Origin of the sequence: Mycobacterium sp. NPDC050041, from assembly GCF_049541695.1 — a bacterium.
Lineage (GTDB): Bacteria > Actinomycetota > Actinomycetes > Mycobacteriales > Mycobacteriaceae > Mycobacterium.
Genome location: NZ_JBMVDG010000003.1, coordinates 390,551 through 404,351, shown reverse-complemented (window position 1 = coordinate 404,351; position 13,801 = coordinate 390,551). Strand labels below are relative to the sequence as shown.

The 13,801-nt window shown below is 67.1% G+C and carries 11 protein-coding genes; 8 read left to right on the top strand and 3 right to left on the bottom strand.

Translation table 11 applies throughout. The features are described from left to right. Nucleotides 1–20: 20 nt before the first annotated feature. Genes ACPCHZ_RS12345 through ACPCHZ_RS12335 form a run of 3 tightly spaced genes read left to right on the top strand, consistent with a single transcriptional unit; the run spans nucleotide 21 to nucleotide 3,393 of the window. Nucleotides 21–1,760, top strand: coding sequence for a glycerol-3-phosphate dehydrogenase/oxidase (locus tag ACPCHZ_RS12345; RefSeq protein ID WP_364972092.1), 1,740 nt, complete (start codon nucleotides 21–23; stop codon nucleotides 1,758–1,760). Beyond that, on the top strand, nucleotides 1,757–2,623 hold the full coding sequence (locus ACPCHZ_RS12340) for a pseudouridine synthase (RefSeq protein ID WP_423485011.1): 867 nt from the start codon (nucleotides 1,757–1,759) through the stop codon (nucleotides 2,621–2,623). The genes ACPCHZ_RS12345 and ACPCHZ_RS12340 overlap by 4 nt, the downstream gene beginning before the upstream one ends. After that, nucleotides 2,620–3,393 (top strand): MOSC domain-containing protein, encoded by a 774-nt coding sequence (locus ACPCHZ_RS12335; RefSeq protein ID WP_423485010.1) that lies wholly within the window; start codon nucleotides 2,620–2,622, stop codon nucleotides 3,391–3,393. The genes ACPCHZ_RS12340 and ACPCHZ_RS12335 overlap by 4 nt, the downstream gene beginning before the upstream one ends. Nucleotides 3,394–3,454: 61 nt before the next feature. Here the strand turns inward: ACPCHZ_RS12335 and ACPCHZ_RS12330 are convergent, their stop codons facing one another. Then, nucleotides 3,455–7,453, bottom strand: coding sequence for an Ig-like domain-containing protein (locus ACPCHZ_RS12330; protein ID WP_423485009.1), 3,999 nt, complete (start codon nucleotides 7,451–7,453; stop codon nucleotides 3,455–3,457). A 744-nt stretch (nucleotides 7,454–8,197) separates the two neighbouring features. Here ACPCHZ_RS12330 and ACPCHZ_RS12325 point away from each other — a divergent pair. The 3 genes from ACPCHZ_RS12325 to ACPCHZ_RS12315 are packed head-to-tail and all read left to right on the top strand — an operon-like array spanning nucleotide 8,198 to nucleotide 9,980. Next, nucleotides 8,198–8,569, top strand: a complete 372-nt coding sequence (locus ACPCHZ_RS12325) for an RNA-binding protein (protein ID WP_423485008.1) — start codon at nucleotides 8,198–8,200, stop codon at nucleotides 8,567–8,569. 44 nt (nucleotides 8,570–8,613) lie between these two features. Continuing rightward, nucleotides 8,614–9,384 carry an SDR family NAD(P)-dependent oxidoreductase gene (locus ACPCHZ_RS12320; RefSeq protein WP_423485007.1) on the top strand — a complete coding sequence of 257 codons (771 nt, stop codon included), beginning with the start codon at nucleotides 8,614–8,616 and terminating at the stop codon, nucleotides 9,382–9,384. Nucleotides 9,385–9,389: 5 nt separating this feature from the next. Beyond that, complete coding sequence (locus ACPCHZ_RS12315) at nucleotides 9,390–9,980, top strand: hypothetical protein (RefSeq protein ID WP_423485006.1); 591 nt, start codon at nucleotides 9,390–9,392, stop codon at nucleotides 9,978–9,980. 4 nt (nucleotides 9,981–9,984) lie between these two features. Here the strand turns inward: ACPCHZ_RS12315 and ACPCHZ_RS12310 are convergent, their stop codons facing one another. After that, nucleotides 9,985–10,770 carry an enoyl-CoA hydratase/isomerase family protein gene (locus ACPCHZ_RS12310; protein ID WP_423485005.1) on the bottom strand — a complete coding sequence of 262 codons (786 nt, stop codon included), beginning with the start codon at nucleotides 10,768–10,770 and terminating at the stop codon, nucleotides 9,985–9,987. Between the two features lie 34 nt (nucleotides 10,771–10,804). Beyond that, nucleotides 10,805–11,485 (bottom strand): TetR family transcriptional regulator, encoded by a 681-nt coding sequence (locus ACPCHZ_RS12305; RefSeq protein WP_364972071.1) that lies wholly within the window; start codon nucleotides 11,483–11,485, stop codon nucleotides 10,805–10,807. A gap of 70 nt (nucleotides 11,486–11,555) precedes the next feature. Between ACPCHZ_RS12305 and ACPCHZ_RS12300 the strand changes: the two genes are divergently transcribed. Both ACPCHZ_RS12300 and ACPCHZ_RS12295 read left to right on the top strand, forming a co-directional pair. Continuing rightward, nucleotides 11,556–12,623, top strand: a complete 1,068-nt coding sequence (locus tag ACPCHZ_RS12300) for a ferredoxin reductase (protein WP_423485004.1) — start codon at nucleotides 11,556–11,558, stop codon at nucleotides 12,621–12,623. A gap of 15 nt (nucleotides 12,624–12,638) precedes the next feature. Further along, nucleotides 12,639–13,784, top strand: a complete 1,146-nt coding sequence (locus ACPCHZ_RS12295) for a fatty acid desaturase family protein (protein WP_423485003.1) — start codon at nucleotides 12,639–12,641, stop codon at nucleotides 13,782–13,784. Nucleotides 13,785–13,801: the final 17 nt, after the last annotated feature.

Below are 13,801 nucleotides of genomic sequence, written 5' to 3'. Positions count from 1 at the left end.
TAACTAGGCGAGGATCTCCAGTGGGCGACCCGATCGCAGGCAGCGGACAGACCTTCCTGGGCCCTGTATATCGCGCTGACGCATGGCAGCGGCTGGGCACCGAGCAGTTCGATGTGGTGGTGATCGGCGGCGGCGTGGTGGGGGCGGGCGCCGCCCTGGACGCCGCCACCCGTGGCCTCAAGGTGGCGCTGGTCGAGGCACGCGACTTCGCCTCCGGCACCTCGAGTCGCAGCAGCAAGATGTTCCACGGTGGTCTGCGCTACCTCGAACAGCTCGAGTTCGGGCTGGTGCGCGAGGCACTGCACGAGCGTGAGCTGTCGCTGACCACCCTGGCGCCGCACCTGGTGAAGCCGATGCCGTTCCTGTTCCCGCTGACCAACCGCTGGTGGGAGCGGCCCTACGTGGCCGCGGGCATCTTCCTCTACGACCAGCTCGGCGGCGCGAAATCCGTCCCCGCGCAGAAACACCTGACGAAGTCGGGAGCGTTGCGGTTGGCGCCCGGGCTCAAGCGCAGCTCGCTGATCGGCGGCATCCGCTACTACGACACCGTCGTCGACGACGCCCGCCACACGATGACGGTGGCCCGCACCGCCGCGCACTACGGCGCGGTGGTGCGCACCTCGACTCAAGTGGTGTCGCTGCTGCGTGAGGGCGACCGCGTCATCGGGGTGCGTGTCCGTGATTCCGAGGACGGTGAGGTCGCCGATGTGCGCGGCCACGTCGTGGTCAACGCCACCGGCGTGTGGACCGACGAGATCCAGGCGCTGTCCAAGGAGCGCGGCCGGTTCCGGGTCCGGGCCTCCAAAGGCGTGCATGTCGTGGTGCCCCGCGACCGTGTCGTCAGCGAGGTCGCGATCATCCTGCGCACCGAGAAATCGGTGTTGTTCGTCATCCCGTGGGGCACGCACTGGATCATCGGCACCACCGACACCGACTGGAACCTCGACCTGGCGCATCCGGCCGCCACCAAGGCCGATATCGACTACATCCTCGAAACGGTCAACACGGTGCTGGCCACTCCGCTCACCCACGACGACATCGACGGCGTCTACGCGGGACTGCGCCCTCTGCTGGCCGGCGAGAGCGAGGAGACCTCCAAGCTGTCCCGCGAGCACGCGGTCGCCGTTGCGGCCCCGGGCCTGGTGGCCATCGCCGGCGGCAAGTACACCACCTACCGGGTGATGGGGGAGGACGCGATCGACGCGGCCGCCGAGTTCATCCCGGCCCGGGTGGCGCCGTCGATCACCGAGAAGGTGCCGCTGATGGGCGCCGACGGGTACTTCGCGCTGATCAACCAGACCCAGAGCGTCGGCGCGCGGTACGGCCTGCATCCCTACCGGGTGCGCCACCTGCTGGACCGCTACGGCTCGCTGATCGGTGACGTCCTCGCCCTTGCCGACGGGGATCCCGAGCTGCTGACCCCGATCACCGAGGCTCCGGTCTACCTGAAGGTGGAGGCGGCCTACGCCGTGGCCGCCGAGGGTGCGCTGCACCTCGAGGACATCATGGCCCGCAGGATGCGGATCTCGATCGAGTACCCCCACCGTGGTGTCGACTGCGCCCGTGAGGTCGCCGAAATCGTTGCGCCCGTGCTCGGTTGGAGCGCCGAGGACATCGACCGCGAGGTCGACACCTACCTGGCCCGGGTGGAGGCCGAGGTGCTGTCCCAGTCGCAGGACGACGACGAGGCCGCGGACGCACTGCGGGCCGCCGCTCCCGAGGCGCGTGCCGAGATCCTCGAACCGGTTCCGCTGAAGTGACGCGGCGGGCGGCGCCGCTGCCGGTGCGCGACGGCCTCGGGCCGGCCCGGGTCAGGCTGCGCGGCGGTGCCGTGCTCGTCGAACTGGCTTCGCGGTTCGGTGAGGCCGCGGCCGAGAAGGTGCTCGGCGGTGAGGTGCTGGCGGCTGACGGCAGTGTGGTGACGGCGGGCACTGTGCTGCCGCCGAATTCGTTCGTCTACCTGTACCGCGACCTGCCCGACGAGGTGGAGGTGCCGTTCGACATGCCGGTGCTGCACCGCGACGATGACATCGTCGTGGTCGACAAGCCGCACTTCCTGTCCACCATGCCGCGCGGTGGTCATGTCGCGCAGACCGCGCTGGTGCGGCTGCGCCGATCGCTTTCGCTGCCGGACCTGTCGCCGGCGCACCGGTTGGACCGGCTGACAGCGGGGGTGTTGCTGTTCACCGTGCGCCCTGACGTGCGGGGGGCCTACCAGACCATGTTCGCCCGCGGCGCGGTGCGCAAGACCTACCTGGCGCGGGCCGCCGGAACGCCGACCGTCGCCCTGCCGACCGTGCTGCGCAGCCGAATCATCAAGCAGCGCAGTCGCTTGCAGGCCTACGAGGAGCCGGGTGACGTGAATGCCGAGACGGTGGTCGAGCATCTCGGCGACGACAGGTATCGCCTGACGCCGCGCACCGGCCGCACGCATCAGCTGCGCGTGCACATGAACTCGCTCGGTGTGCCGATCACGAACGACCCGCTGTATCCCCGGGTGCTCGACGTGGCCGCCGACGACTTCGGCCGGCCACTGCAGCTCCTGGCGCAGCGCCTCGAATTCGAGGACCCACTCACCGGCGCGACCCGGTGCTTCACGACGGGACGGACACTGTGGGCGTGATCGAACGGCTCTGGCGCCACCCGGTCAAGTCGATGTGGGGTGAGCAGCCCGACCACCTGACGTTCGTCGACGGGGGAGTGCTCGGTGACCGGGTGCGGGCTTTCTTCGCGGTCGAGTCCGGTGACCGGATCAGCGCCAAACAGCATGGCGCGCTGCTGAATTGTCACGCCCGGTATCTACGGGAGCCGACGACCGACGATCCGGTGCCGCCGATCGAGGTCGAGTTCGGTGACGGCGCGGTGATAGGGGACGACGACGCCGCACTGACTCGACGGGTGTCCGAGCTGCTCGGCTTCGAGGTACGCCTGGCGATCGAAAACCCTGGTGTGCTGGTTGATCTGGCACCGGTGCATCTCGCCGCGACGGGCACCCTGCGCTGGCTGGCCGAGCGGCATCCCGACGGTGACTGGGATGCCCGCCGGTTCCGGCCCAATCTGCTCGTCGACGCTGAACCCGACGCCGAGGACGGCTGGCTCGGCTGCGACCTGCACATCGGCGCCGAGGTGCTGCTGCATGTGGTGATGCCGACGCCGCGGTGCATCGTCACCACCCGCGGCCAGCCCGGACTGGCCCGCGATCAGCGGATCCTGCGCACGATCACCCGCGACCGCCAGCGCGACGTGCCGGTGCGTGGTGACTCGCCGTCGGTCGGGGCGTACGCCGACGTCGTGCGCACGGGGGTGGTCCGGGTCGGCGACGCCGTACGCGTCGAGCACGTGCCGCCGCGGCGCGGGGCGATCGCGGCGGCGCTGGACGCGCGGGCACTTTGACATGACCAAAGGCGGGGAATCGCTGTGCGAATCCCCGCCTTTGGGCTGTTCGACTTGCGGATCACATGTTGGTGGCAGGCAGCACCGGCGGAGTGTTGCTGTAGGTGTTGATCGGGGTGATGGTGACGGCCCCCGCGGGGGAGATCGTCAGCTTGAACACTGACCAATAGCGCTCGGTGGCTGCCGGATTGATGGTGAAGGTCTGATCTCCGGCTTCGGTGTGCACGGTGACTGTTGCCTGCGAGGTCCCAATCGCAGGCGACCCCGTGAAGTTGTGGACGTAGAAGTGGTACTCGCCCGGCGTGAGGGTGCTGATCGTCGTGATTTCCGGACCCACGCCGTCTGTATCGTCGAACGCGAGATTCGCGTCGACTACTCCGTCGGCGTTTCCGTCCGTTGTCTTGGCGCTGTAGTAGACGTGGAAGCGCGATCCATCCTCAGCCGCCGACGGTCCGGTGAGGTGTGAATCCAGATCGCGAGGAGCGGTACCCCAATTGAGTTCGACCACCACAGGCTCGTCGAACACCGCGGACACTTCGAGGTTGACGGTGGCGGTGTCAGTGCCCCCGCGTCCATCGCTGACTGTGTATGTGAAGGAGTCCGACCCCAGGTAACCGGCGGCGGGTGTGTAGGCAATCGTCCCGTCGGCATTGACCGACGTTGTTCCATGCGCACCGTTGGAGGCGCTGACGACGGAAACCACGTCCGTAGCATCAGGATCGGTGTCGTTGACGAGCACGTTCACGTTGGTTGTCTGCCCTGCGGCGACGACCGCGGTGTCGTTGACCGCATCCGGTGCCAGGTTCGGATTGACGATGTTGGTGATGGTGACCGTGGCGATATTGCTGTCCGCGGTGCCGTCGTTGACCTTGTAGGTGAAGCTGGCGGAGCCGTCGTAACCGGTGGGCGCGTGATAGATGAAGTGCCCGTCGTCGAAGAACTCGACGGTGCCGTGCGTCGGGCCGGTGACGAGGGTCGCCGTGAGGGCATCACCATCGGGATCGGACACGTTGTTCGCCACTGTGGAGGTCACCGTCGAACCGCCCTGTACCACGGTGTCGACGTCGAGATTGGTTGCCACCGGTGCATCGTTGGCACCGATGATGGTGACGGTGACGGTCGCCGTGTCGGTGGCGTCCCCATCCGTGACAACGTAGGTGAACGAGTCGGTGAGCGGATCGCCGGCGCCGAGGGCCTGCACCGTGGCGTTGGTTGCGCTCGGGGTGTAGGTGACCGTGCCTCCCGTGAACGTGACCGTGCCGTACTGGCCATCGGTGGCTGATTGCACCGTCAACGGCTCGTCGTCGATGTCGGTGTCGTTGGCCACCACGTTGTACGTCAGTGGCGTCGTCGAGTCCTCGGCAACGGATCCCGCATTGTCGTCGACTGCCACCGGGGCATCGTTGACCCCGTTGATCGTGACGGTGACCGTCCCGGTGTCGTTGGCGTCACCGTCGGTGACGGTGTACGTGAACGTGTCGGTGGCGGTTTCGTCGTCGTCGAGTGTGTCGGGGTCGATCGGCACGCCGCCGAAGACGCCGGGGCCGTTACTCGAGAAGATCAGGGGTGCGCCGAGGTTGCCACCCGACCCGAAGGTGGAGTTGACGATGGTGTACGTCTGACCCGCCACGAGGTTGGCGGTCACCCGAGGAGTGAGGCCGGGGCCGGAGTCATCGTCCTGCGCGATCAGATTGGTGTTCTCCGAGGCGGGATCGAAGGTTCCGCTGTAGACGAACAACGTCGTGTCGCTGCCGCTCGGAATCGTTGCCTGCTCGAACACGTACGTGCCGGTGGTGCTCGGGACGAAGGTGAAGGCGGCGTAGGGCTTGTTCCCATCGACGTAGAAGGAGCTGTCGTACCTGCCCTGGGTGACCTGATCGGAATCGGTCAGCACGACCGTGCCGCCGTTGGGCCCGACGACCTGGCCGCCCTGGCCGGGCGTGTAGGTGTACGAGCCGTCGGCATTGATGGTGATGTGGCCGTAAGTCCCGGTCTGATTGCCGGGGTTGGCCACGCTCAGCGGATCATCGTCGACGTCGGTGTCGTTGGTCAGCACGTTGCCACCGACGGGGGTGTTCTCGTCGGTGGTCGCGACATCGTCCACCGCGACCGGAGCGTCGTTGACACCGGTCACGGTGATCGAGACGGTGGCGATGTTGCTGGCTCCGGTGCCGTCGTGCACCAGATAGGTGAAGGTGTCGACGACTTCCTCACCGTCGTCCAGGCTCTGGGCGTTGGGAACATAGGTGAACGTGTTGCCCGAGACTGTCAGGGAGCCATGGGTCGGCGGCGTCAGCACGGCGTTGTAGTACGGGGTCAGCGGCTCGACGTCGACGTCGACGTCGTTCTCGAGCAAATCGTCCAAGGTGAACGTGAGCGTTGTGTTCTCGTCGGTCTCGAAGTCGTCGTCGACCGCGACGGGGAGATCATTGGCACCTGTGACCGTGATGGACACCGTGGCCTGCTGAGACGTCGAGGTGGCGTCGGACACCGTATATGTGAACGTGTCGACACGGCTTTCGCCGGTGTCGAGGTCCTGGTTGGGGTTATAGGTGTACGCCCCGGTGGACGAGTTGAAGTTCGTGATCGTGCCGTGCGTCGGCGGCGTCACGATCGCATACGTGAGCGCGTCTCCATCAGCATCGCTGCCGGACAACGTCGTCGAGAGCGGGGTGTCTTCGTTGGTGGCCAGAGTGCCGCCACCCGCGACCGGGACGTCGTTCACCGAGGTGACCGTCACGGTGACAGTGGCCGTGTCCTGGTGGCCGACATTGAAGAGTCCGCCCAGGATGCCGTGCCAATGGGGCAGGCCGGCATCGTCGGAGACTGCGTACTGGAACGTGTCTGTGCCGTGGAAATTCTCGTCCGGGGTGTAGGTGAACTGCTTGGTCGCCGCGTTGTATGTGACGGTCCCGTGCTCCGGCTGCGTGTAGTCGGTGACAGTCAGCGGGTCCTCGTCGGTGTCGAAATCGTTGGTCAGCGCCGAGATCGTCACGGCGACGTCTTCGCTCGTGGTGACGGCCGGGTCGTTCATGGCGGTGGGCGTTTCGTTGAAGAGCGTGCGCTGGAACTCCCGACGGACCCATGCGAGCACCGCCCACAACACCGGAGGCTGTACGGGCGCAGTGGGCCCGCCCACCACGAACGGCGACAGGAACGCCGCCGCCACGGTGTACGCCAACCGCGCGGCCACACCGGGGATCGTCGCCAGGCCGGCCCAGAGATCCGGTTGCTCGGGTTCGATGATGTTCGGTTCGGGCGCGATCAGGGCGGCCGAGAAACCCTGCGAATCCTCAACGTTGAAGGTGGTCAGTCTGTTGGCGCCACCGTCGAGCTCCTCGACCGAGAACTCGACCGGGGTGGCACCCTCGAGTAGTTGGTCGGCTCCACTCGGGCCGGTGTCGGCGATGAGAGGTGCACCTCCGCCGGGTACGGGAACGTGCTGGTCCGCATCAGCAATGGGATCGCCCACCGCAGGCTGGATCACGTCGACGGGCGCCTTCGGCACCTCCGGGACCGGGACGGTCGGCGGCGGATCGGCCAGCGGCGCCGGGGGCGTGACGTCAACTGGGGGCGGGGGGGTTACGGGGATTTCCGCCGGCGCAGGAGTTCCGCCGATCGGATCACCCTGGAGCAGGAGGTTGCCGCCGCCCTGCTCTTGCTGCTCATCGTTGCCTATGCCGTCGTCCGTCTTGAGGTCGTCCTCGGACAGCGTGGTTTGACTGTCGTCGCCTTCCTCGTCGTCGCCGAGAGTTTCTTTGTCGCCGACAGTTTCGTTGTCGTCACCGTCGTCGTCGCCCTGGTCCTCGTTGTCGTTGTCGTTGTCGTTGTCGTTGTCGTTGGTGTTGTCGTTGTCCTGGCCGGAATCCCCGTCGCCCTTGTTGTCGTTCGACGACTGCGTCGTGTCATCCGCGTGGGCAACCGGCACGCCGTAACCGGTCGCCACGGCCGCACCCACGCCGAGCGCGACCGCCAAGGCCCCAACGCGGCCGATGAACCGCGCGTAGCCGGGCATCGCGGCGGAGGCGGGAATCCGCTCGAGTCCGGTGCTTGCGAGCAACGAGTTCTGCTGACAGCTGCGCGCTGACTTGTCATCACGACGCTGACGCCGACGTACCTGGCGATTTTGGGCAGCAGCCATCCCGGTTCCCCTACTCCCTGATCCTCGACTCGAGGCCCCCCACGATGGGTTCAGCAAACTATAGGTTCGCCAATGACACGATCGGAACCATTTTCAGGAAACGCGCGCGATTGGGTTTACGAACCGTTTTCGAAGGGAACCGCCTGTCGACTTCGCCGTCTTAAAGGGAATGATTCACTATGCAACCATGTTGCCGTTGCTCGGTATTTGAGAATGCGCACGTCAATACAACGAAGTCATAGCGGTGACGGCGTGGACTCGTCGGCGTGCGTATCGGTGGTCAAATATGCTGCCTGAGAACAACTAAGCGAACTTGTTTCGGCCGGCGCGCTCTCGTCGCGGTGACAGGGCCTCAAGATCGATATAGACGGAGAAAAATTCGTTCAGCTTGCTCTCAGGTTTGCTGTCCATCGCATCCGAGTGCTTGGCCGCCAAGTGGACGAATGTCACGACTCAAGATCACCATCCGGATCATGGGTATCGAGCAAACGAATGATTGATTGAAAGGGCGAAGACTGTCGCGTGTCGCAAACCCGTCGAAGGCTGTGATGCGATGGTTTACGGCGAGGCACACGCACCTCACGAGTAGGCCATGCCTCTTACATTCGACTCCGGTTCGGCCGAACGGATGTGGCGAACCGCGCGGTGACGCACCATATTCACGTGCACACCTCCAGGCGCCTCGCCGTTGCCGTGACCGCGCTGCTGTCCGTCGGTGGTCTCGTCACCCCGATCACGCCCGTCGCCGATGCCACGCTGTGCGGTTCGGTCGGCGGTCGCCACGTCGACGTGAGCACCTGCGCCGACCCGCTGTACTACCTCAACGACGCGCTGGCGCCACCCCCGCCACCGCCGCCACCGCCACCGCCCCCACCGCCACCGCCACCGCCTCCTGGTGCCCCGCCACCGCCTCCGCCGCCCCCACCTCCGCCGCCGCCGCCACCGCCGCCGGTGTGGGTGCCGCCGCCCCCGCGGCCGAACGTCGACGTGTGCGCCAACGTCGGACGACGCATCAGCGTGAGCGGCTGCATCTGACCGCTTCTCGTGGCCGGACGGACGGCGCGTGATTCACTGACGCCGTGGATCGCGCAGCGTTCGACCGTCTCTTCGACCTCACCGGCCGCACCGTCGTCGTCACCGGCGGCAGCCGCGGCATCGGGCTCGCACTTGCCGAAGGATTCGCCCTCGCAGGCGCCGACGTCGTGGTGGCCAGCCGCAAAGCCGACGCCTGCGAGCAGGCTGCGGCGCACCTGCGCGGCCTCGGTGGCCGCGCCATCGGCGTGCCCACCCACCTGGGTGACCTCGCTTCCCTCGAGGCACTGGTCATCCGCGCCGCCGACGAGTTCGGTGGCATCGACGTCGTGGTCAACAACGCGGCCAACGCGCTCGCCCAACCGTTGGGCGAGATGACGCCGGAGGCGTGGACCAAGTCGTTCGAGGTGAACCTGCGCGGACCGGTGTTCCTGGTGCAGCAGGCGCTGCCGCACCTCAAGGCCAGCCCCGCGGCGGCGGTGCTGAACACCGTGTCGGTGGGCGCGTTCAACTTCGCGCCCGGGGTGTCCATGTACGCCGCGGGCAAGGCGGCGCTGCTGTCGTTCACGCGGTCGATGGCCGCCGCATACGCACCCTTCGGCATCCGGGTCAACGCACTGGCGCCCGGCCCCGTCGACACCGACATGATGCGCAACAACCCGACCGAGGTGATCGACGGCATGGCGAATGCGACACTGCAGAAGCGGCTCGCCTCACCGGACGAGATGGTCGGTGCCGCCCTGCTTCTCGTCTCCGATGCGGGCAGTTATCTGACCGGCCAGGCGATCATCGTGGACGGCGGCGGAACTCCCCGCTAGACATCGTGGACGAACCCTTCGAGGAGCCGGTCGAGCTGGACGGATCGGACAGCACCCGGATCCGTCGCGGCGAAGCCACCCAGCGCCTGACGTTGCACCCCGGCGGTCTGCTGCTGGCGCGGCGCGGAGAGGTCACCGAGGTCTCCTGGCGCGGCATCGAGGGCATCGAGTTGTTGCCGATGTCGCCGCGGTGGTCGACGGCCCGCGCGTGGGCGATTCTGGGCCGCAATGGCGGCGTCATCTTCCCGCACGAATTCGACCGACAGTGGACGGCCGGAGCGATCGGCGACTGGCTTCGGCACCACCGGCCGGATCTCGACCTGCCCGGGTCGACGTCGCTGGCGCCGCTACCGCTGGGGATCCCGAACCGTCAGGTGCCGCTGGTGCTGCTGCCCGGCATCCTCGTCGGCATCGGGGTGGCGACGGTGTACTTCGGGATGTCCCTGGTGAAGGCGGCGCTGCTGGTCCTCGGGTGTCTGGGCGCGATCCTGCTGATGGTCGTCTCGCCGCGGTGGGAGCGGCTGCCACGGTATGCGTTGTACGGCCTGTGCGCCGTCCCCGTCCTCATCGCGCTCGTCCTCTGGCTCCTCGAATGACCGGTCACCGGCGCCGGTGTCGGAACGCCTCACTGGCCGCTGCCATCTCGCCGCTGGTGGATGCCAGGATCTGACTGCGATTCTCCACCTGCAGCGCCGTCTCGAGGCAGCCGGCGTCCAGGTTCGCCCACAGCACCTGCTTGGTCGACTCGAGACCGAACTTGCCGTAGCTGCACAGAGTTTCGGCCATCGCGAGCGCATCGTCGAGCACCGATCCGTCCTGTGACAGCCGGGAGACGATGCCGAGGCGCAACGCCTCGGCGGCGTCGACGTCGCGGGCGGTCAGGATCAGGTCGAAGGCGGGCCCGGCGCCGACGATTCGAGGCAGGGTGTAGCTGACCCCGATGTCACAGCCGCCGAGGCCGAGTTTGATGAACTGCGTGCAGAACCGGGCGGATTCGGCGGCGATGCGGATGTCGGCGGCCAGCGCGATCGCGAATCCGCCGCCGTAGGCCGGCCCGTTGACCGCGGCGATCACCGGTTGGCGCAACCGGTGCAGCCGCGTGGTGAGTTCGGCGATCCGCTCCTGCCAGCGCATCCCCGAGCGCGGGAATTCCGTTCCGCCTGCGGCTTCCGGTGGATTCGGCGCCGTCAGGTCCAGGCCCGAGCAGAACCCGCGGCCCGCGCCGGTGAGCACCACCACCCGGCAGTCGTTGTCGGCCACGATGCCGTCGATCGCGCCGTGCAGATCCTCGACGAGTTCGTAGGACAGCGCGTTCAGCTTCTCGGGCCGGTTCAGGGTGATGACGGTGACGTCGGGCCGCGGGTGGGACAGGTCCAGGGTGGTCATGGCCGACACGCTAACCGTCTGACGCGCTGAGCGGTCAGTCCGCGCTGCGCCAGCCGGCGATCCCGATGACGATCATCCGCAGCTGCTTGATCGCGGTCCGCTTGATCTCGTCGAGTGCGGGACCGGAGGCATCCGCCGTGTCTTCTATGGCTTCGGCGATCGAGATCATTGCGTTGACGAACAGGCTCGCCAAGATGTTCAGGTCCTCGCTGCTCCAGCCGGTCAGGCCGGGGAAGCGGGCGAGGTCGATCGCCAGCTCCGAGGTGATGAGGCGGATCTCGGTGCGGATCGCGTAGCGCAGGACGCTCACCCCGCTGGACCGCTCGCGACCGATGAAGCGCCAGTGCTCTCGGCGGGCGTTGACGCCGGCGACAAGGATCTCGACCGAGGACTCGATCACCCGGTTCGGGTCGAGCTTGCCTGCGCGGGCGCCGCGAAGCATGTCGCGAAGAGACCGAAACGACTCGTCGATGAGGACGAGGCCGAGAGCGTCCATGGACTCGAAGTGCCGGTAGAACGCGGTCGGCGCGATGCCGGCGGCGCGGGTGACCTCCCGCAGGCTCAGCGCGCTGAAGCTGCGGTTCTCCAGGAGTGCCAGGGACGCGGCGACGATGGCCCGGCGGGTGGCCTCCTTACGCTCCTCGCGCGTCAGGGCATCCCGTGAGCGGGACTTTCCTGACCTGCCTGTATGTGACTTCGGCGAACGACTGTTCACTGTGTGAACCCCACCACTATCTGCGCTCATATCATTGACGAACCCTACCGTACTGCTGCACGGTGTACACATGTTCACTGAAACTTTGACGCGAGGCTTTCGAGACAGGGTGCTCGCCTCGCCGCTGGTCGACCTGCTCACGGGGCCGCACGGCGTCGACCGCTACACCGAACTGGTCACACCGACCTGGACCATGGGCGACGCCAGGGCGAAGGTGATCGCCGTGGCGCGCCAGACGCCGCGCAGCGTGACCCTGACCCTGGAGCCGAACCAGGCCTTCCATGGATTCCGGGCGGGGCAGCACATCAACCTGTCGGTGGAGATCGACGGCCGTCGCCGCACCCGCTGCTATTCACCGGCCAGCGCCGAGGGCGCCCGCCACATCGAGCTGACCATCGGCCGCCACGACGGCGGCCTGGTGTCGACGCACCTGTTCCACCACGCCCGGCCCGGGATGATCGTCGGTCTCGACTCGGTCGGCGGCGAGTTCACGCTGCCCGCTGCGCGGCCGCGGCGCGTGCTGTTCGTCTCCGGCGGCAGCGGCATCACCCCGGTGATGTCGCTGCTGCGCACCATGCGTGCCGAGGGGTCCGACCGCAAGATCGCCTTCGTCCACTACGCCCGCAGCGCCGCTGAGGCCTGCTACCGCGACGAACTGCGGGCCATGTCCGGGGTGCGCGTGCTGCACGGCTTCACCCGCGACACGGCCGGCAGTGACCTCAACGGCCGGTTCGGCGTCGAGCACATCGCCGCCGCGATGCCCGAACCCGACGCGGTCTACGTGTGCGGGCCGCCGGCACTCGTCGAGGCGGTGCGCCGACACTTCCCGAACGCGCTGGCGGAGAGCTTCGTGCCGCCGGTCTTCGACCTGTCGGGTGGGGCGACCGGCGGCCGAGTCGCCTTCGCCGACAGTCGGGTCGAGGTCACCGACGACGGACGGCCGCTGCTCGAACAGGCCGAGTCGGCCGGACTCACCCCGGAGAGCGGATGCCGGATGGGCATCTGCCACAGCTGTACCCGCCGCAAGACCCGCGGCGCGGTCAAGAACCTGATCACCGGCGCGGTGTCGGGCACCGACGAGGAGGACGTGCAGATCTGCGTGTCCGTCCCCGTCGGTGACGTCGACCTCGCGCTCTAAGAAAGGAGAAAAGTCATGACCATCACGACCACTCCCGAGATCACCACACCCGAAACCGAAACTCCCGCAGCGAATCCCGCGCAGAGAACTCTGGAGAAGACCGTCGCCGGACGCACCATCCGGCTGACGCCCGAACAGACCGAGGCCTTCGGCCGCGAGCTGGACGCACTGCGTGAGCGCGTGATCGCCGACCTCGGCGAGCGCGACACCACCTACATCCGCCGCGTCATCAAGGCGCAGCGCACCCTCGAGGTCGGCGGCCGGGCACTGCTGTTCGGTGGCATCTTCCCGCCGTTCTGGCTGGCCGGCACCGCGATGCTCGGCCTGTCGAAGATCATCGACAACATGGAGATCGGCCACAACATCATGCACGGCCAGTACGACTGGACCGGCGATCCGGCGTTGTCGGGCAAGAAGTTCGAGTGGGACACCGCCTGCCCGGCCGACCAGTGGCGGCACTCGCACAACTACATGCACCACACCTACACCAACATCGTCGGCATGGACCGCGACATCGGCTACGGCATCCTGCGAATGAGCGAGGATCAGCGGTGGAAGCCGTACTTCCTGGGCAACCCGGTCTACGCGTTCCTGCTGATGGTGCTGTTCCAGTACGGTGTCGCGCTGCACGAGATGGAGACCGAGCGCATCACGTCCGGTGAGATCTCGATCGCCGACAAGCGTGAGGTGTTGAAGGGTATCTGGGCGAAGACCAAGCGTCAGACCCTCAAGGACTACGTGGCATTCCCGCTGCTGGCCGGCCCGTTCGCCCCCTGGGTGTTCACCGGCAACCTGACCGCCAACCTGATGCGCAATGTGTGGTCGTACATGATCATCTTCTGCGGCCACTTCCCTGAGGACGTCCAGGAGTTCAGCATCGAGGAGACCAAGGCCGAAACCCGCGGCCAGTGGTACTTCCGCCAGGTCCTCGGTTCGGCGAACCTCACCGGCGGCAAGCTGTTCCACCTGCTGAGCGGCAACCTGTCGTTCCAGATCGAGCACCACCTGTTCCCCGACATCCCGGCCTTCCGCCATGCCGAGATCTCGACACAGGTGCAGGACATCTGCCGCCGCTACGGCGTTCCGTACAACAGCGGTCCGCTACCGCGCCAGTTCGCGACCGTGGTGCGCAAGATCGTCCGACTCGCCCTGCCGAAATGACCGCCGAGACTACGGTT